The following is a 25,700-nucleotide window of genomic DNA, read 5'->3' as shown; positions in this document are numbered from 1 at the left end:
AGAGTTTCAATTTCTCTGCGTCTCAGCGGTTCATTTATTGAATTTCTTCCAGTTGCAGTCGGTAGAGTCGGGCAGTGACTTTCGCAGTTTTGAGGACGCGATCGGCAATCTCTTGCGTCATCCATTCGGCGTTAATCAATTCATTCAGCTTGCCCAGATGTGCTTCGTCATTCGCGCCGTGATAGCCCAAAAACGATACCTGTTCATCCTTTAGCCCCAGCGTTGACTTAATTTGCGCTGCCCATTGTGCTGCCAGATTATTACCCAGCCCTTCAATAATAAACATGCTCCCCAGCAGGTCTACCGGATTTTCGCGGGATGCCTGATGGAAAATAAACGCCGACAGTGCTTCACTGCCAATGTTCTTTTCTGCATTCACAATCTCCTCCAACACGCCGCCAACCGAAACGTAATTGCGCTCTAACATCTGGTAATCGCGGTGTTCATCTTGAGCATGACCAATGAAGGTCGATCGCAGCCGAAAGTCTGTCATATTCGACGCAGCACGCGCAATCCATCGTGCTCCTTCCACCACCTGCGGACGCAAATTTTGCAGCATCGCCTTATAGTCATCCAGCGTAAATTCTCCTCGATGTAGCTTTCGCACAATGGGCACCGATCGAATCTCCCGCTCAAACTCTAGCCAGACGAGGGCGAGTTGACGCAGCAGGTAGGCAGAGACGGATTCTTCGGGTGTGGGGTGTAGGGTGTGGGGTGTAGGGGAAGAGTTTCGAGTTTCGAGTTTCGAGTTTCGAGTTAGGTTGTTGGATGAATGAGACATGGGGTTTGGGGTTTGGGGTAAAGAGTTTTGAGTAATGCTTTGTGCAGATGCGCCAGAGAGTTGTGAGTTGCAGATTAATTCTGCTTCCTCTGCTTCCCTTCCTCCCTCTGCTTCCCCATCTCCTGACTCCTGACTCCTGACTTCTAACACCTCTCCCCTCTCTCCTCTCCCCTCACCTCCTACAACCGTCAACATCATATACGCCGTTGTAAAGCGTCCGCTTTCTGGTACAAAACAGAAAATCTTTTGACCGGGTTGTAACTTGCCAGAATGAAATAGTTCTTCCAACATTAAATAGATGGAAGCGCACCCTGTATTGCCGCGAGTATAGAGGTTCGTGAACCATTTCTCTTCGGGAATCATGCAGTTTGCTTTTTCTAGCAGTTCCACAATTTGTCCTCGGAAAAAGTGCGATGAGTAATGACACAACAACCAATCAATGTCATCGGGTTGGACGCGCCCTCGCTCGATTAATTTCAACCAACCTTCCACACCAAGCTTGATGACGTTATCCAAAAGGCGAATATTTTGACGTAAATTAATGGTTCCAGATTCAGCGGCTTGCAGATAAGAGGGGTAATCCATCCAGCTTTTTTGAGCCGTTTCGTCTTCTGTGCCAGCATACATACAAACGGGATAAGCGTTGGCGTGAGAAACCAATTCAATCCACTCAATCTTTAAGCTGATACCTGAAATATTGGGATGATCTTGAACTAGGAAAGCGCCTGCACCATCTGAGAGCATCCAGCGCAGAAATTCAGTATCAAAACTAAGGGCTTTTCCTGTTTTGACGTTCGCTTCTGCTTCAAAGTGAGTGTGTTTAAACAGTCGTGAGGGTAGTTCGGATGCAACCGCTATCGCCGCTCTCTTTTCACCCAATTTCACCTGCGATGCCGCATATTTCAATGCAGCAACTCCAGCACAACATACGCCTTGATTAGAGGTCACTTCAATGGGCGAAAGCTCAGGTAAAGCGCCGTGTACCATACTGCCGAAACCGGGAACAAGCACGTCTGACCAACTGGTGGCAGAGGCAAGAAGGTCGATCGCGCCCGGTTCTAAATTTGCGTTTGATATAGCATCACGAATGGCGATCGCTGCCATTTGACTGTTACTATAAGTGGTCTGTTGCTGCTGGTCGATCGCATAGTAACGCTGCTGAATGCCGTTACTTTTAAGAATGCGATGTTTGGCTTTAGAGGGACGACCATTGACTTTCCCTAAATAATCTTCCATCTCGTCATTGGCGATCGGCTTTCCAGGCAAAAACTTGCCGATGCTGTTAATGAATACACCGTGCATATTGTGACTCGTTTTGTGAAAAGGTAATTTTGAGGGCGATCGCGCCCTAATTCAAACACTCAAACCTTGATACTCTCAGTCTGAAGCACTCATTGATCACTTTCATCCTCAACAAATCTGATCGCTTGGAACTTTTTGCAAGTGAATCAATCAAGTAATCTGTCGGAGATTCCTGAACTATGGTTAAGAAAAATACGCTACTCCATGAAGCCTAGAGACTGGCTCCGCAGCTTTCTAAAATATCTAAACTAACCATAAGCTCGACAGATTGACTCTAGTAATTTTGCGTAGAGTTTGACAGAAATTTGTGACACTTTCATTCACTGTCACAAATTTGACGCTTTCGCGATCGATTTTGAGCAGACTAATCATAAAGCTCAACTAAAATACAGGTGATGGACACGATCGATACGCTTAGTTTGCCCATTGAACCACCGCAACAACCGTTCACGCTGCGGCAGGGACTTGAACGCTACTATCAAGCGAACCCCGATTTTGTGCGCGATCAAAACCTCTGGGTTGGCATTATGTGCATTCCCTGGTGCGACATGCAGCGACACGACATTATGCATGTGGTCACAGGCTACAGCACCGCTCTGGAACAAGAACTCCAACTCATTGGCTTTTTGCTCACATCGCTTACCTGGAAGCGTCCCTGGTACTACTACGCCCAAAGCTTTGTGGTGTTTCTAGAGCTTCTGTGGCAGTCTCTACAGGGCAAAGCGTGGGGCGGCGTTTATCACAATCCTGTGCAGGTCTGCCAACTGTACCTGAAAGGAGCGAAGCAGGGCTTGACGGTTCACAAAAAGATTGATGCTTACATTGATCCTGAGACGGTACTCGATCGCTCCCTCCTATTACTCCGATCGGATTACGGCATCCAGAACGCAGGCGCGTGGGATTGAAGCGGAGTGAGGAGCAAGGAGGGCAGGGGAAGCAGAGGGGGCAGGGGGAGAAAGTTTTGAATTTCGAGTTAATGCTGACTATTGATGACCGCCCACTGGTTCAAACTTTTAGCCTTTAGCCCTCATCCCACTCCCCACTCCCTACTCCCTACTTCCCACTCCATTAGAGGTTAAGAAAACGGAGTATATTGGCTGGAGTATGTAGGCTCGGCAGGAGTGACCCCAGATGTGCGGAATCGTTGGCTATATTGGCACCCAGGCAGCAAGTGGTATTTTGCTCGAAGGGCTGCGGAAGCTGGAATATCGCGGGTATGATTCTGCTGGCATCGCTACGGTGCTGGAAGGTGAGATTCACTGTGTCCGTGCCAAAGGTAAACTGCATAACCTGGAAGAGAAACTTGCGGGGGAAGACAATCCGGCGCGAGTTGGCATCGCCCATACGCGTTGGGCAACTCACGGTAAACCCGAAGAATATAACGCCCATCCTCACACTGATACCGCAGGGCGCATCGCGGTGATCCAAAACGGTATCATCGAAAACTACCGCGAACTGCGGGAAGAACTGAAAGCCCACGGTGTTGAGTTTCGCTCTGATACCGACACAGAAGTGGTGCCCCATTTAATTGCTGAAGTGCTGGAGACACTCAGGAAGCAGGAGTCAGACCCTACTCCCCACTCCCTACTCCCCACTCCCTTCCTCGAAGCGGTACGCCAGGTGGTGAATCGGTTGGAAGGCGCGTTTGCGATCGCCGTTATTTCTTCCGATTATCCCGACGAATTGATCGTGGCAAGACAGCAGGCTCCTGTGGTGATTGGCTTTGGACAGGGCGAATTCTACTGTGCGTCCGATACCCCTGCGATCGTGCCCTACACCCGTGCGGTGCTGACCCTGGACAACGGCGAACTGGCGCGGATGACCCCTCTAGGCGTAGAAGTCTACAGCTTTGAAGGACAGCGCTTACGCAAAACGCCCCGCACCCTCAACTGGAACCCGGTGATGGTGGAAAAGCAGGGCTTCAAACACTTCATGCTTAAGGAAATTTACGAGCAGCCAGGAGTCGTGCGATCGTGCCTGGAAACCTACATCGACACTCATTGGACAGCCGCCGATCATACCCATTCGCCCATTCGCCTGAACTTACCTGCTGACCTCTATGCCGATTTACAGCACATTCAAATCGTGGCGTGTGGCACCAGTTGGCACGCAGGTCTGGTGGGCAAATATTTATTAGAGCAATTGGCTGGCGTTCCAACCTCCGTGCAGTATGCCTCCGAATTTCGCTACGCGCCTTCGCCAATGACCCCCCACACCCTCACCATTGGCGTAACGCAATCGGGCGAGACTGCCGATACACTGGCGGCACTGGCAATGGAAAAGCAGCGTCGATCGGGGCACGCAGCCGAATTTCAGGCACGGCTCTTGGGCATTACCAATCGTCCCGAAAGTTCGCTAGGCGATCTGGTGCCTCATATTATTGACACCCACGCCGGGATTGAAATTGGTGTAGCCGCCACGAAAACCTTTGTCGCGCAGTTGATGGCGTTTTACTGTCTGGCGATCGACCTCGCACACCATCGTCAAGTCATTGCACCCACCCAACTTGAACAACTGCTAGAAGGCTTACAGCAACTCCCTGCACATATTGAAGTGGTGCTGGAAAGCCAGGAGCGTTACATTGAGCAACTGGCACACGACTTTGCGGAGACACAGGACTTCATTTTCCTGGGACGGGGCATCAACTTTCCGATCGCCCTCGAAGGTGCCCTCAAGCTGAAAGAAATCAGCTACATCCATGCCGAAGGTTATCCCGCTGGTGAGATGAAGCACGGTCCGATCGCGCTGTTAGATGCGAAAGTACCTGTAGTCGCGATCGCCATGCCGGGAACCGTGTTTGAAAAAGTGCTCTCCAATGCTCAGGAAGCGAAAGCCCGCGATGCCCGTTTGATTGGAGTGACACCAATGGATGAACACGAAGCGGCAGAAACCTTCGATACGTTGATTCCCGTACCGCATGTGGATGAGATTCTGTCGCCGATCGTTACCGTCATTCCCCTACAACTGTTGGCGTATCACATCGCTGCCCGTAGAGGCTTGGACGTAGACCAGCCAAGGAATCTAGCGAAGAGCGTTACAGTAGAGTAAATTAATTTGCTGTCTATGATGCTGTCTATTCATAGTCCTACTACTGCGGTTCGTCGTTTATCTGTACAGGATTATCACCAGATGGCAGAAGCTGGTATCTTGCAGCCGGACGAACGGGTTGAGCTATTAGAAGGACAAATAATCCAGATGGCAGCGAAAGGAACCGCTCATAGTGCAGCCGTTACTCGTATCGAGCGGCTGTTAAGGAATCGCTTAGGCGTTGGCATAGCCTCTCCTCTGGAGAATCGCGTTTTGCTACGGTTTCAAGATCCAGTGCAACTTAACGATTATTCGGAGCCAGAACCAGACGTTGCTGTTGTACAGCCAAATGCCCTGTTCTACGAAGATCACCATCCCATCCCATCAGAAGTTTTCTTGCTCATTGAGGTTTCTGATGCAACGCTTAAATTTGACCGTGAGGTAAAAGCTCCAGCCTATGCTCGTTCAGGTATTGCTGAGTATTGGGTATTGGATGTGAACGCTCACAAGCTACACGTCTATCGTGTGCCGAGTGCAGATGGTTATCAGAGTGAGGCGATTTTGTCGGAAGCATTGACGATCGCACCATTGGCGTTTCCAGAATGTGTCATTGCGGTACGGGAGATGCTGCGATCGTCCTAACGTTATCCTGCTGATTGGGAAACCGGGCTTCCTGGCAAAAAGAGACTTTCTAGCGATCGTCTGCTGTTTAGAAACCCAGTTTCTTTTGAGCTAAGCCATTTGGGTGCTACTGGTTGCTGGTTCATCGGTTCCCGCTTTCAAACGACTGACGGTGCTTCTGCGAATCCGCTCACTCTTGCGCACACCACCAGCCATTTCGTATTCGCTGCTGTTCTTGCCATATTTGAACGCGACCCCAATTAACATCTGGTCTGCTAAATCGCCCAGGTTTTTCTCCAATGCTGCAATTTCAGTTTTAGAGGAATCGATGATGGCAAGAGCCGTGTTGTAAGCGTCGATTTTGGTGCGGAGTTGTTCGATCTGAGTGGCGAGGTTGGTGATGCTGCGAGTGTCACCAAAGTCCATAGTAGGATCAACGGCTTTCAAGCCAGCGGAGCGGAGTTCCGCTTTTTCGAGCATCTGAGAGGTACGTTTTTTGCGGGTCATAAATGCAAGCCTGCAACGAAGGTTGATAAGACCAGAATGGCTTACGAGTAGAGGCTTCCGGTTCAGCGAACCACGCAAGCTTCTATCTTTTTTCTAAGAAGTTTTTGTGCCCAATGAGTAATTGCGCTGCGGTAAGGTACGGATGTGCTTGGCTGTGTTGCTGCAATCTGAAGAACCCTGTTGGCAAGTGCCAATCTGAGTTTGTTGATGTGGCGTTGAAGAGAGCGAACTTTACCGCAACTTCACCGTTAGTAACGACAGCTTTACCGTTAGTAACGTTAGCTTCATCATGACTAACCATAACTTGTGTGGAAGTAACGACAGCTTCTCTATTTCTAACGACAGCTTGTGCAGAGGTAACGTTAACTTGTGTGGCAGTAACGACAGCTTATGCACAGGTAACGACAGCTTTTGTACGAGCAAGGCTAACTTGTGCAGAGGCAACAGCAGCCTTTTTGGCGATCAGGTAAATTGACGAGTCAATCATCAGTGGCTCAGCTAGTCAGAGATAGGCTTTAGTACTACAGCGTTTTGTGGTGACTGGCACCCAAGACCTCCGAGGTTTTCAAAACCTTAGAGGTCTGAACGGCATCTGATGCAGAGCGCGATGTTTGACTCTCGATCGCGTCCTTATCAAAACATTATTTTTCGTGTGTACACTAATACCAGGCTAATTTCGGATTTGAACCGTATGAACGACTTTAACTTGATCCATCCTGGCAGAAAGCAATTAGCTGGACTGGTGGCGATCGCCAGCCTGTTAGGTACACTACTAGCCACGTTTGCTACTTCTGCCCATGCCACACCGTCACCAACTACACCGATCCGCCTGAGCCAAAACCGTCCAGGACAGGCAGCCGATTTCACTCAGACTTTTCGCTGCGGTCAGTTTAGAATCACTCTCACTGGCAATATGGACTCCGGCAGGTTTACCTATCGCACCAGTGGGCTGACTTTGACACGCGGCACCTATGACCCCAGCGCTAACATCTTCAGCTTTCGCAATAGCAACTACACCTACACGCTTCAAGACCGTAGCGATGGTTCTGGCGAACTAGAGGTGATTCGATCGCTGCCAGACGGTGGTTATGACCTTCAAGTACGTGAAGAATGTACGGTTACAGGTCCGTGAAGCAGTTGGGATGGCAGGAATTAACTGAATCTTGTAAGAAAGGAAATCTTCTCAATGCATAATGCCAAAAAACAATTCGTTGGTTCGATGGCGATCGCCAGCCTACTTTGTGCTGAAGCGCTATTGGCAAATACGTTCGCTCACGCTGCAACGCCTGTCCGTGTCAGTCAAGGACTCCGCTCTGACCCAACCAACTGGAGCCGAAGCTACGACTGCGGTCAGGCACAGGTCACTGTCACTGAGCAAAGCGGCGATGGCAATCGCTATGTCTATGAAGCGGTCAATCAGCGAGGAAACACCATCAACATTAAACATGGCACGTATCATCGCGGTGCTAAACGCGCTTCAGTTTATACCTTCCACAAGAATGGTAGCAACTTTGTCGTTGAGGATTTAGGAAGAGGTAAGGCAACGCTTACTACCAGCGGTGGTGGCAATAGCCCTGCGGTCTACGACTGCAAGTACTGAGGAATGAGAATTAAACAAGATGCAGATTTTGTGGGGTAGGCATCCTGCCTGTTAGGAGACAGCCGGGACGGCTATCCCACTTTATTTAATCCATCATCCTAAGCGCATCTACAACCTGGATGCTCTCAGTCCCTCCCCTGGGAGCATCCTCAATGTGCCTCGATTCAAATTCCACTCCCATGAACAGCTTTAGCTCAATTAGGCTTCAGGATTTGATCTTATGAAAATCATCATGTCCTCTCTTGCTGCATTGTTAGTGTCAGCAATGCCTGCTGTTGCTCAACCATCCCCAGCCAGCGGTAAGCTTCCAACCATTTCACAAGCCGATGTGCAAACAGCCCCGACACAAGCGGGCTTAGAATTTGAAGGCTTCGGCACCCCAAACACAGGTAGAATCATCGATACCATCTATCAAGGAGAGTGTCCAGGTGAAGCGCAGGGGACTCTCAAGGCGAGATTCTACTCAACCGCAACGCCACCCGGTACAGGTCGGCGAGTCGTGATTCGCAATGTGTCGCGCGGTTTGGCAGGCGATACGATTCCATTCACCGATCGCGACTACAGCAAAGGGCGCACGTCAGAACCGACATCCGCTCAATTTGGCACTCAACACGAACTGACCCGCTTCACGGTGCTGGAAGGGCAAAACAATTTGGAATACGAAATTAAACAGGGCAGCAATGTGATCGAAAAGGGTGCCTTCACCACTGAACTCTCCCGGAGTGAACGGACGCGTAACCGCCAAGCCCTCTGCTCTTCGGAAACGTATTGTCGTGGCTCTGAAGGGACTTCTCTGAAAAAATGTAAGGACGTGCGGACTCGACTCCGCTGTTACTGCGCCGACAAACCGGGTAATACGTTTATTCGCGATCGCTATTGATTGCTGAGGTTAAGTCTCCAGAAGAAGCGGCAAAAGCATGTCGCTAGAAGGGGTTTAGCTCCATCCACTAAGAGCCTATCCAAAAAACAGCCAAAGCAAGCGACTCAAGATTCACTTCGCCATAGCTTTCAACGAACTGGGAAAACAAGCGATGGCAAGCAGAAGACGTTCGTTTTTATCGATGTCAACGCAAAATTTGATGCATCAAAGTTGGTGCGGTTCTCAGTCAACAAGACTGAATCAATATAAGTTGTAGTTGCAAAGCTAACTAGCAGGTGCAGCATAGTGTGTTAGACGATCGCTCATTAACGCGAAGACTGTTATGGGAAAGAAACTTAAAAGATTTCAGTTGATGCTTGTGGGATGCTTGGTGTTAATCACTGTCAGTTTGATCAGCGGGCAACCCAAGACGCTCGGTCAATCCAATGCCTCGCCACTTGAAATACGTTGCGGTTGGTTCAGCAATCCTACACCTGCAAATACTTTCTTATATGATCGGGACGGTCAGTGGACGATCGAAATGCAGGGTGGTTATCAGGTTGCAGGCAACTGGGACTCACCGAATTTCAAACCGGGGCAATGGGTGGGGACACGACCTGGTGTGAGCGATTATGGCTATGGGTGCGCATGTCTGCAAGTTCGAGTTAACAAGAAAACTCAACAAGTTTCAGAAATTAAGCGATCGATCGCAAAGCCGCTGGCAGCCTGTCGTCAAGATCCCGCATTGAGAAAATGGAGGCAAACATTTCAGTGAAAAGACTATCCTGGATGGCTTTCGCGGTTTGTCTCAGTATAACCGCTCCCAAACTCCTAATGCCTAATTATGGCTGGGCGAGTCCACCCGCGATCGCTCAACAAGGAGATGCGGTTAACGTTCCAGCCTTCTATGTCAACGTGACGCTGACCGAGAAAGCGCGACTTCGGCTAGAGAAGCCTCAAGAGACCATTATCGTGTCTGTCTCTCTCTATGGCGAACCGAAAAAGAACTCATCGGTGAAGGTCAATGAAGTTGGTTTGGTCGATCTTGCCAATAACCGCCAGATCGCACTCAGCAAAGCAGGACGGGCACAATTCAATCGCTTAGTTGTCTCTGCCTCAAAGCTCAATCAATTGGTCAGTCAGGATTACACCGTGAATGTGAATGTATTTTCGGGTCGTCGATCGAGTCAAGACAATCTCCTGTCCTGTGACTTCTTTGAGGGCAAAATCAGCAGCTTGCAACGAGGGGTCACTTTGAAGTGCGGCTTGATCGGAGAATACAACGGTCAATACAAAAAGTCTTTAGGCAATCTGGTTACGGAAAAATCCATTTATCCATTCAACAAGGTGGACAGGTGATTAGGAGGATACAGTGATGAAAAAAGCGTTCGGAAGTATCTTGACGTTGGTATTGACATTGCTGCCAGGGTTGGCTATCGCTGAGACATTAGACACGCCCAATTTCAAAGTTGAGATTACAACTCAGTGTCAAGAGGGCGTTGTTGGTTGCGATAAAGTTATCTATCAGGGAACCAATAAAAGAACTGGAAAATCACTTAAGTTGTCTGGCAAACAGATCATGAGTCTGTGTGCCGATGGGGTTACTCCATGCCATTCGCTTGGCTACGAATTTAGAAATGGCAGGTATGTTTACATTGTCTCTGAAGATGGGCGGCTCAGCGTTTCTGAAGACAAAAAGGTGATCGTCAATGAATTAGGCACATGGAAATAGACAGACTGAATTGCTTGATGCTCAAGAACAAACCTGGCACGACAAAACTTTCAACTCCTTTGCGCATCGCTCTCTTGAAGACTTACTCAGTAAGCATATGAGGAATCTAAAGCTCACCGTTTCGCTTTCAATATGCATGGGTTTTGGAGGGGTATTGGTTCCACCATTCTCCGCTGAAGCGATCGCGGCAACGGAAATCGTATCGGCGTGTCCTGATCTTTCGCAGGCTGGTAGCAATGTGAAAGCTTACGACGTGATTGTGTTTGGCGATCAAGTGCCGGGTGTGATGACAGCGATCCAGGTAAAGCGCGAACTCAGAAAGCGGAATCAGTCGGCGCGAGTGGCACTGATCACCGAAGGAGACACGACTGAGGGCATTGGCGGGCATCTGGTGCGGGGTGGTTTAGGGTATCTCGATCGCAACCAGGTGCCTCCCGATATGCGGTCTAAGCTGGGAAATTTTGCGGCTGCCAGTCCGTTGTACAAAGAGTTTTTGAATATTACAGGAACTCAGACGATCGCGCTCGATCGCTTCAAAGCCGACACTGCCTTCAAGCGCACCCTGGCACAGGAAAAGGTAGACGTGATTGGCAAGGTCAAACTGCAATCGGTGACAACGACCGCTAAAACAGTCTGTTCTTTGACGACTACGAGCAATGGAACCTTTGCTGCCAGGCAGTTTGTTGATGCGACCCAGGGCGGCAAGTTCGCCAAAACGGCAGGGGTGAAACTGCTTCCGGGCTTTGCAGCACTGGGGCTACCCGATAGTAGTCTCAGCGTCGGGTTGGTGTTTGAAACGTATGGCTTGACGATCGAGCAACTCAGACAACTCGAAGCAAAACTGATCCGTCGCTTGCAAAATTCTAACGACAGCGTCGCACAAACCTGGTTGAAAATCGCCAGTGGAGACGATCAAGAGCATCGGCAAGCAATTTTGGCAACGTTGGCAACGTCTTCTGGAGAGCCTGCCACACTGTATCAATCAACCCCCGACTCTGCCGATGTGCGATCGCTGGCGTTTTCTACTGCGTTTCATGGCGGTACCAACAGTACCATTTTGAGTGCCAAAGAAACCCTCGATCGGGCAAACATTGCAGTGTTGCGCGATCGGCTCAGTTTCAATGCCGTCTTGTTTTATGTGGATGCGAAGAGCGCGATCGCCTTGAGTGACGGTGGCGCGAAACCGGAAGCATACATGCTGGAATTTGCCACAAATGTACAAACGTTTTTTCGAGGGTTAGGCGCGAACCGAGTCGAGATCATGAGCGAGTTGTATATTCGCAGCACGGATCAAATTGCCAATCCGGTGGAAGAACTCTCCTCTACACGCATGACGCAGGGCGGTGTCCCGGCGGATGAGGCGCTGGGCACGTTTTCCTACCACCTGGATGTGCGTGGCGGCATTAAGGGGTTGGGAGCCAGAGCCGCTACTGCGGGCATTAAAAGTATTGACTTTCACTATATGCCCACGTTCAACTATGGGTTTCGCCATACATTGCCCAAAGACCGGGAAAATCTCGCTGTGTTGAGTCCCGCGTCTGGCTTTGGTGGTTTAGGGGAAGCCGCCGGACGGATTGTGGAATTCAATGTTTCGGTGGGAGAAGGGCTGGCGATCGCAGTTGCCAAAGCGATTGTCGAAAAGCGATCGTTACATACAATCCAGAATCGCGAAGTCCGTCAGGCAATTGGTTATACCCCCACCATCTATGGTCGATCGACCGAGAGCTTTCACACCGTCTTTTTGTTAGAAAAAACCTTGAGAACGACCGCTCTAGCGACGATGGTGCCAAACGAGGCAAAAACCCTTGCCCCGATCGCTCAGTCGAAACCTGGAACGGATCAAGTGGCTCAAGCCCATTTGGAGCGCGGGATTCAATACAGCGAAAAAGGCAACTACTTCGCTGCTGTTGAAGCGTATACCCAGGCAATCAAACGCGATCGCACCAATCCATTAACCTATTACAATCGGGGTGTTGCCCTGACTAACCTGCACAAGTACGAAGCTGCCATCGCCGACTACACCAACGCCATTCGGCTCAAACCTGACTTTGTTGCCGCTTACAAAAATCGCGGCTTAGTGCATGTGGAGTCGCATAAGCATCTGAAAGAAGCGGTTGCAGATTATAATCAGGCGCTTAAACTGTCTCCCAACGACGCTGCCAGCTATCTGGGCAAAGGTTTGGCATTGTCATTGGAAGGGAAACGGCAAGAAGCAATTACATCACTCACACAAGCGATCAACCTGAAGCCAGAGCTGGCGATCGCCTACTTCACGCGGGCAACCGTTTATCATGACTTGGGCGCTAAGGCGGCTTTAGATGACTACCAAAAAGCGGCTACGCTCTATCAGCAGCAAGGAGATGAAACAAGCTACCAGAAGACGATAGGGACAATCAATGAACTAAACTAAATGGAAACGTGATTGTTTGCTCATGAGGCACTTTGGGAAATATCGCCAACCTTTTTCTCTCGTTGTTCTGGGTCTTCTAACGCTGCTTCTAACGCTGACTCAAACGCCTGCGATCGCTTCATATGAAAGCATACTTGTGGCGCAGGGAATGCCGCTTCAGCCAGCCCCTGTCATCGCTCAATTTGCTCCCCCGTCACTGTCCTTAACTGACTCATTCCAACCGCCGTCAAACGTGACACAAATTGGTGGCATAGAGGTTGCTTCTGTTAAGTTTCAAGGTGATGATCTATTCACGATTGCGTCTTCTACAGTGCTCGATCGCAAAAATCCGGGTAATCAAATTCCGGTTGAGGCGCGAGCAAAGCGGATTCAAGAAAACTTGCAGTACATCATTGCTATTAGTGCCATTGACGTTACATCGTTTGATCGGCTGCTAACCACCGTTTATGATGCCAAGACCTTAGCGATTCAGGTCGCCACTCTCAGCAATGAAACCGTCTTGACCGCCACTGATGCGTCCCGCACCCAGCGTTTCATCGTTATGACCGTGACGGAGCAGGACGCAGAGTACAATGGCTTGAGCAAAGCAGAGTTGGCGCAGCAATGGCGCGATCGCCTACAAACCGCTCTGGTTGCTGAACTGAATGAGCGATCGCCCGCACAACTCCTTGAGTGGTGTGTGATCTCGTTTGGGTTAATTCTGCTCCTGGTGTTAAGCAGCGCCATCCCCTGGCTCATGCTGCAATGGCTCAACCGTTCTAAACGGAGGTTGAAAGCGAGAGAGGCTGAAACTGCCCTGAGGTTTGAAGCGGTTCCTGCAAGCGAAACCAGTGCGAACCGTCGCTTTGAATTTCTCAGGGGTTTTAGACGACACAATCACCGTTCTCTGCAACTCAGCCTGATTGAAATCTTCCGTTTGTCACTGATCTGGATCATGATTCTAATCTGGGTCGTTGGAATTGGTTTGCTGATTGACAAATTTCCTTTTATTCCCCTAAGACTGTGGGATATCTTGATCCTTCCACTTGAAATTCTTTTCATCTGGTTTGTAGCAGGAATCGTCAATTCCTTGGGAGATTTTGTCATTCAGCGATCGGCAGTCTTTTGGGCGACACACCAGGTCGTTGCAGCAGATTTACAACGGCGATCGCTGAGAGTAAGCACCATTGCTCATGTGCTGAAAGGGCTAAAAACATTTCTGGTTTATCTCATTGCGGTGCTCTGGACTTTGAGAAGTTTTGACTTTAACACGGGTTCGATTTTAGCGTTTGGAGCGATCGTCGGATTTGCCATCTCTCTCGCCTCACAAAGCTTGATTCGAGATCTGGTCAATGGTTTTTTGATTCTGCTAGAAGACCAGTACGCGATCGGGGATGTGATTGCAGTGGACACTGCCACTGGCGTGGTAGAAAGTCTCAACTTAAGAACCACCCAGTTACGCAATGCCGAAGGACATTTGATTGTGCTGCCCAACAGCACGATTAATCGAGTTGAAAATTTGACCCGAACTTGGTCGCGGGTTGATCACACGATCGAAGTAGCGGCAAGTACGAATGCAGATCAGGCGCTTAGAGTGATTCAAGCAGTGGCTCAAGGTTTATATGACGATCCAGCCTTGCGATCGTTGATCCTCGAACCGCCAGAGGTTTTAGGCATCGATCGCGTCTCTCATGCAGGTATCTTGATTCACACTCAGATCAAAACCCAACCGCTGCAACAGTGGAAAGTTGGTCGAGCATTTCGTCTCCGTTTGAAAAATGCTCTGGATGAGCACCAGATAGCGTTAGGGATGCCGCAGCAACAAGTTTGGAATTACTCTGGGAAAACGCTCAACCCGGATGATCAGCGGGTGCCTGCAAGCGGATAGGTGCGCGTTTGATCGGTTTCGACTTCACGCAAAACCGCTAACCGATAGGTATTGAACGAATGGTTGGGATCGATATCACCCGCATTTACTAGAAATGACCACACCTGCCCAACGTGGGTGAAGGTCATGCCCTGAAAGTTGCGCGGTGGTCCCAAAGTGATCGCATCTGCCAGATTGATCACTCGATAGCTATTGGGGATAATTTGGGTATGCCTGGTAGCAAACTCTGGATTGCCCACGCGAGGAGAAGCATAGGTGTAAAGCTGAAGGCGGGGTTTTAACTGCGGCAGATGTAGTGCCAGATCCAGCGCTGCCAGAGTTGCCAGTGCCCCTCCCAAACTATGCCCAGTGATGTAGCAGGGGAGTGCTGGATTCAGCTTTTGGGCGGCATCGCGGACTTGTTGAGCGATCGCTTGATAGGCATCAGCAAACCCTTCATGAATCTTGCCATAGCCTACCTCTGAGTAGTCTTGCTGAAAGATCAGGAAATTTTGCACCATTTCGGATGTGCGATTGGTGCCTCGGAAGGCAATGATGTTGTTCTTTTGGGACGACAAAACGAATGCCTGGTAAACGGGAATCACGCTTTTAATCGTCACGACTTGTTTAAGCGTCTTTTCCAAGCGTTTTCTAGAATGGTTCAATTCTCCTTCCAGAGAACCCTGTTGGCTTTCTAAGTCCGATGGCACTTCGACCTCCACAGAATCTTCAATACCTTCACTGTCTGACGCTTTAATAGAGGCAATCTGAGTGTAACCATCCAACTGTTTAGAATAAGCTGGCAGTGCTTTGATGGCACCATCGTATGTAGGGTTGAGTTTGCTCATCGCATACTGATAAGTGCAAATGCGGCTACATTGAATTAACAGTTTAGACATAGCCCGATTGTAGGGAATGGTGGGCGTTGCGAGAGTGACGGCTTCTTTCAGTTTCAATGCATCCTCAATCTTCTCGTCACCCGCTCCAAACCAGCTCTTCAAAACGTCATAGGCATCGCGTTGTGAGACTTTTGCCCTTGCCAGCGCTTCTAACTCAGCCTGCCGCTTTTGGTTTGACTGAAGCTGAAAGTAGCGATGGGTGCCAGTCACGGTTATACCCGTTGCTAAACCTGTAAGTAAAAGTTGCCGCCGTGTGAATTTGACCATCGCTGGATTAGTTTTGAGTTCTAAGCTTTGAGCTTTGAGTTTTGGCGAGTTGTCTTGGTCGTCCACTGGCAAAGAAATGATGGGTTGATTGCCCCAATGACCAGGTAAGCGTGAAGAGTGCGGCTGAGGCAGCAAAGACTCGCAGAATCGGTAGAAAAAAACCAAGGACAAACACACTGAGCCAGGTCATGCCCGCGATCGCAAACGCCCCAATAACGCCAAACAGTTTTCCCGCGATCGCCAGCACATCTTGCCCTCTGGGATAGCCCCATTGCTTGCCAATATCCCGACCCATCTTGAGCCACAGCACAATCACAATCAGCGCTGTTAACCAAAGGGCACCAGGAAAGGGATTTAGACCCACAATGGCAGCCCCTAGCGCGTAGTCTAAAACCAGGTTTCGCACCTTCCGGTTACGCCGAACAAACGCCTCTGGAATGGGTGTTTCTTCGGAAGCGACTAAATTAGGGTTGCTATCCGACATCCAAACTGCCCCTAAACTGCTTCTAAATTGAATCTTCTGCCATGCCACCAGAAAGGGCATCAACAAAGCCACGCTCTGTAGCAACGATCTGGTGCCGCTACATCGTTGCCGCTTACTTTGGGCTGAAGCCTCTATTCGTAAAAGATTATAGTGCGACAGAGAGCATGATAAGCGCACGACAGCAAAAGAGCCAGCCGCTGATGGCACTGAAGTAGCGTATGGATGGGTTTGTTTGGGCTGTTGCAGCCTGGTGAAAGCCATTGGAACGTGCCATATTTAAGCTTAACGTGTGGCGATCGCACCACCGAACTTTACCGTTGCTTTAACGTTAGTAACCACGCATGAAGCGTAAGTCACCACAGCTTCATCATTCCTTACTGACGCTTGAGCGTAAGTAACCACAGCTTGAGCATAAGTAACCAACGTTTGAGCGTAAGTAACCACAGCTTGAGCATCAGTAAGGACGACTTGAGCGTAAGTAACCACCACTTGAGTGGGAGTTGATACAGCGGTTGCAGAAACAACAGCCGCTAACACAACAGCAAGGCACCATCTTTGTGTGCTGGAGGCTATTACCGGGTTAACCGCTCAACTCCGCCATTTATGCCAGAAGACTACATCGTGATTGTGACGGATGAGACGGATGAGGGTTCTGTGCCGATCGACGGTCAGCGGGGATGGGGCGAGGAAATCCGCAAACGCATCTCTAGCCTATTATCACGCGATGTGCGACTTTCCTAAAATACCTGCCAAAACTGCCCTCACCCTAGCCCTCTCCCATCGGGAGAGGGAACCGGAACGGTCTGGAAGCCCTTCTTCCCAGGGAGAAGGGTGGGGATGAGGGCGAATTAGTTGCACATCGCGTTATTATCTCAAAGTCGTAAAGTTTTTTAGGGTACAAGAAGATGCCTGATTCTATGTGAAGGTAGAGAAATCAAACGGTTGGTGGCATGACGAGTGGATATTCTCCTTACGATTGCTGAAGTTTGCGTGCTAATACTTGCATTCACCGTGCTCAATTGGCTTACTGACATCGGCTTTAAAGTGATGACAACCCATTGGTTCCGGGGCAGAACGGAAAGGCTTGCCGCCCAGCGCCAAAATATTAGCCTGTTGTTGCTCCTGGCGTGTGTGGGATTGTGCTTCGTCATCATCAGTGTGAATGGGGTTCTGATCTACCAAGGTAAAAATGTTCAAGCATTCCAACTCAATTTAATTCAGAGTATTCCAGCCGCATTCTGGGTCACGCTGGCAGTGGCGATCGCCAAATGTATCAGCCTGCTGCTGCTGGTCAAGTTTTGCGTACCCGTTCTGCATCGCTTTTTGGACTGGGGAAGCACGTTTGCCAAAAACTACGATCGCATCACTGCCAATGATGAAGCGGTGGAAGCATTTTTTACTTATCTCAAAAAGACCCTCACCCATAGCCTCTGGATCTTAGCGGGCATCTGGTGTACCCAATTTCTTTACTTACCCGACGCGATTCCAAAATATCTGTACATTGCCCTCAAATCCTATGTGGCGATCGCAATTGGGCAATTGTTAATTAAAACGCTCACCGCCCTGATTGATACTCTGGATGCCCTCAGTCTGCAATACTCCAGTCCTGATAATTTACTGCGGTACTATGAGCGCTTCCGGCACCTGGTTCCAGCGCTAAAAAAGTGTGTGGCATACATACTCTATGTCGGCATTGCAGCATTGATTATTAGCGAAATTGATTTCATCGCCTGGATTGCGTCCTACGCCGATGAAATCATTGCAATTATCACTATTTACTTTGCTTCCAGTGTTTTGATCGAACTCACCAATGTCGTGCTTGAGGATTTAGTTCTCAGTATTGATCATCTGACGGACTTGCAACGGCAGCGGCGGTTGACGGTCATTCCATTGCTCAAAAGCATCCTGAAATATACCATTTACTTCACAGCAGCGCTGATTGTCCTCAGGCTTTTCAACATTGATCCGACCCCGCTTCTGGCAGGTGCAGGCTTGGTGGGCTTGATTGTTGGTTTCGGAGCACAGAATCTGATCAACGATATTGTTTGTGGCTTCTTCGTTCTGTTTGAGAACTATTACCTGGTCGGTGACTATATCGAAGCTGGAAAAATTGAGGAACGCACGGTCGAAGGGATTGTAGAGGCGATCGAACTAAGAACAACTCACATTCGTCATCCCGATGGTCAACTCCAGATCATTCGCAATGGCGAGATTGGTTCCATCATCAATTATTCCAAGCAATATATCTACGCCAAAGTCGATGTTCCCGTGCCAGACAACACGCACCTGGAGCAGATGTACTCAGTGATTGCAGCGATCGGACAACAGTTAAACGCTGAATGCCCAGATGTGCTTGAACCCACTCAGGTAGATGGATTGGAAACCCTCGGCACAAGTAATCTGGTGATTCGGACTTTAACAAAGGTAAAGCCTGGTAGACACCTGTATACTCAACGCCTGCTGCGAAAGATGTTACAGCAGGCACTCGATCACGCAAACGCACTGTCCTAAACAGAAATTGTGGACGAATAGGCTCACCGGAACGCGATCGCCGATGATCAACCACTCCTTTGAGTCCGATCGCTCTTCTCGCCATAGATTGAATTGAGTACTGTCTAACCCAAAACCTCGGAGGCTTAAGCCTTAGAGGACTGAACCGCTCATGGGTACCTGGGATACTGACGCTGCACCTAATTCCCCCTAAACTTCTTGGAGGTTTCTCATTTAAAAGCGATTTGTCTATGTCTACATTACTGGTTAAAAACATTCACACCCTGGTCACGATGGATGCGGCGCGGCGAGAGCTTCACAATGGCGCACTGCTGGTACGAGATCATGTCATTGAGCAAGTGGGAACCACCGATGAATTGCCTCAAACTGCCGATGATGTCTTGGATTTGCAGGGTCGGCATGTGGTACTACCTGGGCTGGTCAACACCCATCATCACTTCTACCAAACATTGACGCGAGTGGTTCCAGCGGCACAAGACTGTAGCTTGTTTAACTGGTTGCAAACGCTGTATCCCATCTGGGCAAAGCTCACGTCAGACGGGGTTTACATTAGCGCTCAAATGGCAGCAGCAGAGTTGATGCTATCGGGCTGCACCACTGCCAGCGATCACCTCTATCTTTATCCCAATGACTGCACGTTGGATGATGAGATTGAAGCGATTCGGGCGATCGGGCTACGGTTTCATGCCAGTCGTGGCAGCATGAGCGTGGGCGAAAGTCTGGGAGGACTACCGCCCGATTCACTGGTAGAAAAAGAAGCCGACATTCTCAAAGATTCTCAGCGGTTGATTGAGCATTATCACGACAACTCGCGTCACTCCATGCTGAGGCTGACGCTTGCCCCGTGTTCGCCATTCAGCGTGTCGCCGGATCTCATGCGTGAGTCGGCAACGTTGGCGCGATCGTATCCCGGTGTGCGACTGCATACTCATCTAGCAGAAAACAAGTCTGATGTTACTTACAGCCTGGAAAACTTCGGCATGATTCCCGGTGACTTTGCAGAATCGGTCGGTTGGTTGGGTGAAGATGTGTGGCACGCCCATTGCGTTCAGCTCAGCGATGATTCCATTCAAAAATTTGGCAGAACGGGTACTGGTGTTGCCCATTGTCCCTGTAGCAACATGCGCCTTGCCAGTGGCATCGCGCCGATCCGCAAGCTGTTGGATCACAATGTCCCAGTCGGTATTGGTGTCGATGGCTCTGCGTCTAATGACACGAGTAATTTGCTGCAAGAAGCCCGCATTGCGTTTCTTTTAGCCCGTGTCCGTGACTGCGACCCAACGGTGATGTCAGCGAGAGAGATGTTAGAAGTAGCCACGCTGGGAGGTGCAAGAGTTTTGGGGCGCGATGATATTGGCGCGATCGCCCCTGGTATGTCCGCCGATTTTATTGCGATTAATGTCGATCGTCACCCCTTTGCTGGTGCCCATCACGATATCGTCGCTGCACTCATTTTCTGTCAGGTAGATACGGTCGATTACAGCTTTATTCATGGAAAAAAGGTGGTCGATCGAGGACAACTGACTACTATTGAGTTGCCGAGCTTAGTCGAAAAGCATAACCAATTGGCATATCAATTATTAAACGCTGTATAGGGAGGAGAAAATAAATGACTAAAGTAGCATGGGCAAAGCTCTGCATGCCCATGCATGTTGGCTCACAGCAATGGGCACGGGCAAAGGATTTTGCCCATCCTACGACTAACGCAACACTAAGCGCTTTTAAAGGCTCCCATTGCTCCAAGAGAAAATAAATGACTAAAGTAGCATGGGCAAAGCTCTGCGTGCCCATGCATGTTGGCTCACAGCAATGGGCACGGGCAAGATCCTTTGCCCATCCTACGACTAACGCTTATTGCTGTTCAATCCTAGTTCGGTGCTTTGGTGGCACTCTAATGCAATGAGGGTCAAGGAAATCGATTAAATCGATTAGCTTACTATGAATCAATATGAGTCTGTTCAAATCAACCTTTGGCGCATTTGCCATCAGGTCAATATCGTCTCTCAGTTTTGCAAACCAACGCGCAAATTCTGGATCGCTCATCTTCTTCACAAACGTTGCATAACCGATGCAGTCGTATCCAATCACTTCACTGTTGGAACGAGGAATCGTCATGATTTCCCCGATCGCGCGCTGTTCTCCATTAAACAGTCGGAAGTTATCTCCGAGTGTATCCCGTCCAAATGCTTGATTAATGCTGGCTAAGAGTTCACTCAGGCGACGATTCAGTTCTAGATCACCCAAATCCAAAAACTGAATTTCTCGGCGTAGAATTTCTACCCAGCCAAGATACTCCGCTACAACATAAAGGGTGTTGTAAAGTGCATAACTCTGGGTGGAGGGTGACTCATGGTAGAAACGCTCCAAAAACCTCTTTTGATGAATATTGTAAAGGCGGCTCTGAAGATCAATGGCTGAACGCAATAAGGGATCTCGATACTTAGACATCAAAGTAGCCGTCTGAGCTTCACGCGATTCGGCTTCACGTTGCTTCATGAGTCGGTCAGTTAATCGGGCAAGGCGAGTTTGACCGTAGAGACTGATGGCTGCGCTAACAACTGCGACAATCGCAGCAATTGTTGCAGTGATGACTTCAGGCTTCATCGCTCTACCTCCGTTGCCAACCATGCACGCAGCACCTCAGCGATCGTCCACGCCTGAGCAACACAGCCCTCTGGCTTCATGGGTGCATCGCCGTCAAAGATTTCGCTTAAGCTACCAACGCCGTGGGTGTAGAACTGACTTGCCATCGGTTCCAGAAATTGACGTGCCTTGACTGGATCGCCGTACACTCTCAGATGCGCCAAGACAAAGGGTCCGATGAGCCATCCCCAAACGGTGCCTTGATGATAGGCTCCGTCGCGCTGAAGCGGATCGCCGCCATAGCTACCCTGGTAGTCGGGGTGGTTTGGATCGAGCGATCGCAGTCCGTGCGAGGTTAGTAATGCCTGTCCGCAAGCATCCACCACGCCTTTTTGCTGAGCCGCTAATAGTGGGCTTTCAGGTAGGGAGACAGCAAAAAGCTGGTTAGGGCGCAGAGACGCATCATCGCCATTGGGACTATCGAGGACATCGTAGCAATAGCCCAGGTCAGGATGCCAGAAGCGGGAGAAACGTGCCAGAACCCGGTCTGCCATTGCTTCGTATTCCTGATGGGGCTTACCGATGGTGCGGGCAAGTTTGGCGATCGTCCGCAGCGCGTTGTACCACAGGGCGTTCACCTCAATGGGTTTGCCCGTGCGAGGCGTGACGACCCAATCGTCCACTTTGGCATCCATCCAGGTCAACTGCACCCCGGTTTCGCCTGCATACAGCAGCCCGTCGGCAGGGTCGAGGTGAATGTTGTAGCGAGTCCCGCGACAGTGCCAGTCCACAATGTCTGCCAGCACGGGAAAGAGGTCTTGCACCAGATCATCATCTTCGGTCACGCCGTAGTAAGCGCGGACAGCCTCAAAGAACCATAGCGTGGCATCGACGGTGTTGTATTCTGGCAGTTCGCCTGCATCGGGAAAGCGATTGGGAATCATGCCCTGACTGACATGACGGGCATAGGTACGCAGAATCGATCGCGCAATTTCAGGACGACCTGTTGCCAGGGTGAGTCCGGGGAGACTAATCATCGTGTCGCGCCCCCAATCGCTAAACCAGGGATAGCCCGCGATGATCGTTTTGCCGTGGGGTTCTTCAGGGGTCGATCGCTGCACAATGAACTGATCTGCCGCCAGTACTAGCTGATTTGCAAATGCGGGAATCTCTCTGTGATCGACAGGACGATTGCTATGCCACAAGCTCAGCAGCTTATGCTCATAGGCATGGCGCACTTTCAGTGCCGTTTCGCCGTCGCGTTCTAGCTTGCGCTCGGTGCTGGCAACCAGCGTCAGGGATTCTCCTGGCTGCAAGGTGGCTTGAAAGGTTGCGGCGTGGAGGTGGTCATCGCGATCGTTCAAGCCGCGATCGTGCTCAGCGCTTAGCCCAAAGTCGTAGTACCAATCGTGAGCCGCAGTTGCTTCGGCGCGATCGCTGGTGAGGTGAAGCTGTATCGCCTCTGGATAGGCAGACACATATACGCCGTGCTCTTCTGGCACGATGGTCATACGCCAGCCGTTGCCCTGCGTATTGCTGTGATGATCGCGGTAGTTTACCATCGCTTTGAGCGTTAGCATCAGCGGCTGAGTTGCTCGTACCAAACGGTAATAGATGTAGGTGGTGTTGGCACCCGGTTGCATCCACACGCGCTTTTCAATCAGTGCATCAGCACATGCATAGCGCCAGACGGGAATACTGCTCTCCAGCGCAAACCGTTCCAGGTGTCGATAGCCGTGAGGACCAACCGTGCCATCTGCCCAACGATTGGTATGGAGAGGATAGAAGCGATCGCCGTACAGTGCGGTGTCATCCAGCTTGGACAGCATTAGCGTGCGTCCCAGGGGAGGTTGCAGCGCTGCGACCAGTAAGCCGTGATAGCGCCGAGTTAGCAAGCCTGCCACTGTACCCGATGCATAGCCACCCGTCCCATTGGTGACCAGCCACTCTCTTGCTTGTCCCTGCTCAAAGTCGCCGCAGACTTCGCGCCCGAAGTGAATCCCCATTGGCATAACTGCCTCTCCCTTGAAGTCTCCATCGCCCATTTTGCCTTATGCGATCGACGATCGCGGCACGATCGCCACACTGACACCAAACTTTAGATCGCTACGTGAGAGCAGCGGCGTGAAGCAATGAGAATAAAACCCTTAATTTTTTCTCAGTCCAGGTGTAGAGTAGGGCTTGATTCAAACTGGATTAAAGAGAGAGGACGTGGAACGATGATCAAAATTCCGGTTAAGCATGAGCTGGTTCTGGTTGCGCTGGCGATCGCGTTAGCCTTCTGCATTCATTTTCTTCAGGCAACGCCAGCCCTTTCGGCTACCGAAACGATTGCCACTGAAACAATTAGTCAGCCAGAAGCATCGCTGGTAGAACTGAGTCCTGGAGCGATCGCCACTGCCGCACAACCCCCCAAGCTAGTACCAGCCGTACTGGGCGGCAAGCAAGTCTACGTGTTGTACAGCACACAACCAAATGATGTCATCCTTGTGCGCTGCTACCCCACCTATCAACCGTCTCTGGACGTAAAACCGATGGGCGGGCAACCAAACCAGAAGCAAGGCACACTGACGTGTAAGTCGGGTAGTGAGATGTAGGAAGGAGCCGTTAGTCATCAGCACGAGGTGCGACGATTCCCAAGCGATCGTCTCCGTGCTGTTTGAGCGCCTGACAACTATAAGAGGCTGATTTATCTGTAGGACTTACGCATAAGGTGTTTAGATCCCCGACTTCTGATTAAAACTCAGTCACAAAAGCCTAACCCCATCGGAGAAGTCGGGGATCTTTGCGTAAGTTCTAATCTGTACAGAGAATCAGAGTTTGCAGACCTCTGATCCCCTATCAGCTTTAAAAGCTTCGCTAAGTCCTCTTGACTTTTCCTCTTGTTGAAGCTTCCGCATCGCCTCAGGCTGGTATCCCAGTTTTTCTAGCGCATAGGCTGCACCGAGAATTGAGCGTTGGTCTTTCAAGAGGGGAATGAGTTGTGGGATGGCAGTTTTCGCTGGCGCACCCATGTCTCCTAACGCATAAGCTGCACTACTGCGAACATTTGAGTCTGGATCTTTCAAGAGGGGCATGAGTTGTGGGATGGCAACGCTCGCTGACGCGCCCATTTGTCGTAAGGCATAAACTGCATTGCTGCGGACGTAAGGGTTTGGAGCTTTTAGAAGGGGAATGAGCCGCGGCATTGCTGCCTTGCCCATCTTCCCCAGCGTACTGGCTGCCTTGATAGAGGCAAAAACTCCATAGGGGTATTTGGGATTTTTTAACAGAGAAATGAGTTGCGGGATGGCAACGTTCGCTGCCTCTCCCATCAGCCCCAATGCTTCAGCGGCACTGCCACGGACATCTGGAGCTGAATCTTTCAGGAGCGGAATGAGCTGTGGAATGGCAACGTTTGCCGCTTCTCCCATCGCCCCCAATACTTTAGCTATGTCGCTGCGGACGATCGGGTCAGGATCTTTCAGGAGCGGCATAAGCTGTAGGATCGTCTCTTTTGCTGGTTTTCCGATCAGCCCTAATGCCTTAGCTGCGTTGCTGCGGACGTACGAGTCTGAATCTTTCAGCGAGAGAATGAGTGGTGGAATGGCAACGATCGCTGGTTCTCCTATCAGCCCCAATGCTTCAGCGGCACTGCGACGGGTGTATGGGTCTGGCTCTTTCAGGAGCGGAATGAGCTGTGGGATGGCATCTTTCGCTGGCGTGCCTATTTGACCCAATGCTTTAGCGGCATAGAAGTGGACACTTGAGTCTGAATCTTCCAGGAGCAGAGTGAGTTGTGGAACCACGTCTTTCGCTGAAGCACCCATTTTTCCCAATGCGTTAGCTGCTTCATCGCGCGTACCTGGGTTTGAATCTTTCAGGAGCAGAATGAGCTGTGGAATTGCGTCTTTCGCTGATGCGCCTATTTGTCCCAATGCTTTAGCGGCGTAGTAGCGGACAGTTACGTCTGAATCTTCCAGAAGCGGCATGAGCTGCGGCACCGCGTCTTTCGCTGACGTGCCCATTCTTTCCAACACTACCAGCAGTATATCTGCCTCACCAGTACGATCGCCCCGATTAGGGTTAGGGTTTTTGAGTCGCTCGATTAAAGCTGGAATGTCTTTGGATGTGCAAGGGTGTAAAGACGATGGTGGCGACTGTGCGATCGCGCGATCGACCGTTCCGATCACTAACGCACCCCATAGCGTTCCGACCTTGAATATGCTCTGGAGCGATCGTGATGATTGGTCTAGGCGCTTTCTCATTGACTCATCGCCACGTTGCAGCAA

23 protein-coding genes are annotated in these 25,700 nt (G+C 50.2%); 15 read left to right on the top strand and 8 right to left on the bottom strand.

Annotation, left to right across the window (positions count from 1 at the left end; genetic code table 11):
* Positions 1–34: 34 nt before the first annotated feature.
* A complete protein-coding gene (locus AC5JO6_RS08560; protein ID WP_496080637.1) occupies positions 35–2,083 on the bottom strand; it encodes a beta-ketoacyl-ACP synthase III in 2,049 nt (682 codons plus the stop codon).
* 395 nt (positions 2,084–2,478) lie between these two features.
* Here AC5JO6_RS08560 and AC5JO6_RS08555 point away from each other — a divergent pair, with 395 nt between their 5' ends.
* The 3 genes from AC5JO6_RS08555 (at position 2,479) to AC5JO6_RS08545 (ending at position 5,752) form a co-directional block, all read left to right on the top strand.
* Positions 2,479–2,988, top strand: coding sequence for a hypothetical protein (locus AC5JO6_RS08555; RefSeq protein ID WP_496080636.1), 510 nt, complete (start codon positions 2,479–2,481; stop codon positions 2,986–2,988).
* 226 nt (positions 2,989–3,214) lie between these two features.
* A complete protein-coding gene (glmS, locus tag AC5JO6_RS08550) occupies positions 3,215–5,131 on the top strand; it encodes a glutamine--fructose-6-phosphate transaminase (isomerizing) (RefSeq protein ID WP_496080635.1) in 1,917 nt (638 codons plus the stop codon).
* Positions 5,132–5,146: 15 nt separating this feature from the next.
* Complete coding sequence (locus tag AC5JO6_RS08545; RefSeq protein ID WP_496080634.1) at positions 5,147–5,752, top strand: Uma2 family endonuclease; 606 nt, start codon at positions 5,147–5,149, stop codon at positions 5,750–5,752.
* Between the two features lie 90 nt (positions 5,753–5,842).
* Here AC5JO6_RS08545 and AC5JO6_RS08540 read toward each other — a convergent pair whose 3' ends face one another.
* Complete coding sequence (locus tag AC5JO6_RS08540) at positions 5,843–6,238, bottom strand: hypothetical protein (protein WP_496080633.1); 396 nt, start codon at positions 6,236–6,238, stop codon at positions 5,843–5,845.
* Positions 6,239–6,929: 691 nt separating this feature from the next.
* Here AC5JO6_RS08540 and AC5JO6_RS08535 point away from each other — a divergent pair.
* The 8 genes from AC5JO6_RS08535 to AC5JO6_RS08500 all read left to right on the top strand — a co-directional run bounded on the left by AC5JO6_RS08535 (position 6,930) and on the right by AC5JO6_RS08500 (position 14,706).
* On the top strand, positions 6,930–7,370 hold the full coding sequence (locus AC5JO6_RS08535; RefSeq protein ID WP_496080632.1) for a hypothetical protein: 441 nt from the start codon (positions 6,930–6,932) through the stop codon (positions 7,368–7,370).
* 54 nt (positions 7,371–7,424) lie between these two features.
* A complete protein-coding gene (locus tag AC5JO6_RS08530) occupies positions 7,425–7,838 on the top strand; it encodes a hypothetical protein (RefSeq protein WP_496080631.1) in 414 nt (137 codons plus the stop codon).
* 232 nt (positions 7,839–8,070) lie between these two features.
* Positions 8,071–8,718, top strand: coding sequence for a hypothetical protein (locus AC5JO6_RS08525; RefSeq protein WP_496080630.1), 648 nt, complete (start codon positions 8,071–8,073; stop codon positions 8,716–8,718).
* A 322-nt stretch (positions 8,719–9,040) separates the two neighbouring features.
* Positions 9,041–9,472, top strand: a complete 432-nt coding sequence (locus tag AC5JO6_RS08520) for a DUF4087 domain-containing protein (RefSeq protein WP_496080629.1) — start codon at positions 9,041–9,043, stop codon at positions 9,470–9,472.
* 59 nt (positions 9,473–9,531) lie between these two features.
* Entirely contained in the window at positions 9,532–10,056 is a 525-nt protein-coding gene (locus tag AC5JO6_RS08515; protein WP_496080628.1) for a hypothetical protein, read from the top strand.
* 16 nt (positions 10,057–10,072) lie between these two features.
* A complete protein-coding gene (locus tag AC5JO6_RS08510; RefSeq protein ID WP_496080627.1) occupies positions 10,073–10,429 on the top strand; it encodes a hypothetical protein in 357 nt (118 codons plus the stop codon).
* A gap of 136 nt (positions 10,430–10,565) precedes the next feature.
* Entirely contained in the window at positions 10,566–12,839 is a 2,274-nt protein-coding gene (locus AC5JO6_RS08505; protein ID WP_496080626.1) for a tetratricopeptide repeat protein, read from the top strand.
* A gap of 22 nt (positions 12,840–12,861) precedes the next feature.
* Positions 12,862–14,706: a mechanosensitive ion channel family protein gene (locus AC5JO6_RS08500; protein WP_496080625.1), complete on the top strand. Its 1,845-nt coding sequence runs from the start codon at positions 12,862–12,864 to the stop codon at positions 14,704–14,706.
* Here the strand turns inward: AC5JO6_RS08500 and AC5JO6_RS08495 are convergent.
* From AC5JO6_RS08495 to AC5JO6_RS08485, 3 genes are read right to left on the bottom strand one after another with little or no spacing between them, the layout of a single operon-like run.
* Positions 14,682–15,851, bottom strand: a complete 1,170-nt coding sequence (locus AC5JO6_RS08495; RefSeq protein WP_496080624.1) for a lipase family protein — start codon at positions 15,849–15,851, stop codon at positions 14,682–14,684. The two genes, AC5JO6_RS08500 and AC5JO6_RS08495, sit on opposite strands and share 25 nt — an antisense overlap.
* Positions 15,852–15,858: 7 nt before the next feature.
* Positions 15,859–16,596, bottom strand: a complete 738-nt coding sequence (locus AC5JO6_RS08490) for a hypothetical protein (protein ID WP_496080623.1) — start codon at positions 16,594–16,596, stop codon at positions 15,859–15,861.
* 21 nt (positions 16,597–16,617) lie between these two features.
* Positions 16,618–16,872, bottom strand: coding sequence for a hypothetical protein (locus AC5JO6_RS08485; protein ID WP_496080622.1), 255 nt, complete (start codon positions 16,870–16,872; stop codon positions 16,618–16,620).
* Positions 16,873–16,938: 66 nt separating this feature from the next.
* On the opposite strand from AC5JO6_RS08485, the gene AC5JO6_RS08480 reads away from it, so the two are divergent.
* The 3 genes from AC5JO6_RS08480 to AC5JO6_RS08470 all read left to right on the top strand — a co-directional run bounded on the left by AC5JO6_RS08480 (position 16,939) and on the right by AC5JO6_RS08470 (position 20,441).
* Complete coding sequence (locus AC5JO6_RS08480) at positions 16,939–17,076, top strand: hypothetical protein (protein WP_496080621.1); 138 nt, start codon at positions 16,939–16,941, stop codon at positions 17,074–17,076.
* A 216-nt stretch (positions 17,077–17,292) separates the two neighbouring features.
* Positions 17,293–18,846, top strand: a complete 1,554-nt coding sequence (locus AC5JO6_RS08475) for a mechanosensitive ion channel family protein (protein ID WP_496080620.1) — start codon at positions 17,293–17,295, stop codon at positions 18,844–18,846.
* Between the two features lie 230 nt (positions 18,847–19,076).
* Positions 19,077–20,441 carry an 8-oxoguanine deaminase gene (locus AC5JO6_RS08470; RefSeq protein ID WP_496080619.1) on the top strand — a complete coding sequence of 455 codons (1,365 nt, stop codon included), beginning with the start codon at positions 19,077–19,079 and terminating at the stop codon, positions 20,439–20,441.
* Positions 20,442–20,697: 256 nt separating this feature from the next.
* Here AC5JO6_RS08470 and AC5JO6_RS08465 read toward each other — a convergent pair whose 3' ends face one another.
* Both AC5JO6_RS08465 and AC5JO6_RS08460 read right to left on the bottom strand, forming a co-directional pair.
* A complete protein-coding gene (locus AC5JO6_RS08465; protein WP_496080618.1) occupies positions 20,698–21,450 on the bottom strand; it encodes a hypothetical protein in 753 nt (250 codons plus the stop codon).
* Positions 21,447–23,435, bottom strand: a complete 1,989-nt coding sequence (locus AC5JO6_RS08460) for an amylo-alpha-1,6-glucosidase (RefSeq protein WP_496080676.1) — start codon at positions 23,433–23,435, stop codon at positions 21,447–21,449. The genes AC5JO6_RS08465 and AC5JO6_RS08460 overlap by 4 nt, the downstream gene beginning before the upstream one ends.
* 213 nt (positions 23,436–23,648) lie before the next feature.
* On the opposite strand from AC5JO6_RS08460, the gene AC5JO6_RS08455 reads away from it, so the two are divergent.
* Entirely contained in the window at positions 23,649–24,026 is a 378-nt protein-coding gene (locus tag AC5JO6_RS08455) for a hypothetical protein (protein WP_496080617.1), read from the top strand.
* 216 nt (positions 24,027–24,242) lie between these two features.
* Here AC5JO6_RS08455 and AC5JO6_RS08450 read toward each other — a convergent pair whose 3' ends face one another.
* Positions 24,243–25,676 carry a HEAT repeat domain-containing protein gene (locus tag AC5JO6_RS08450; protein ID WP_496080616.1) on the bottom strand — a complete coding sequence of 478 codons (1,434 nt, stop codon included), beginning with the start codon at positions 25,674–25,676 and terminating at the stop codon, positions 24,243–24,245.
* Positions 25,677–25,700 lie beyond the last annotated feature (24 nt).

Source organism: Tildeniella sp. (genome assembly GCF_059505325.1).
The sequence above is the reverse complement of the archived record's forward strand: the minus strand, read 5'-3'. Positions and strand labels throughout refer to the sequence as shown.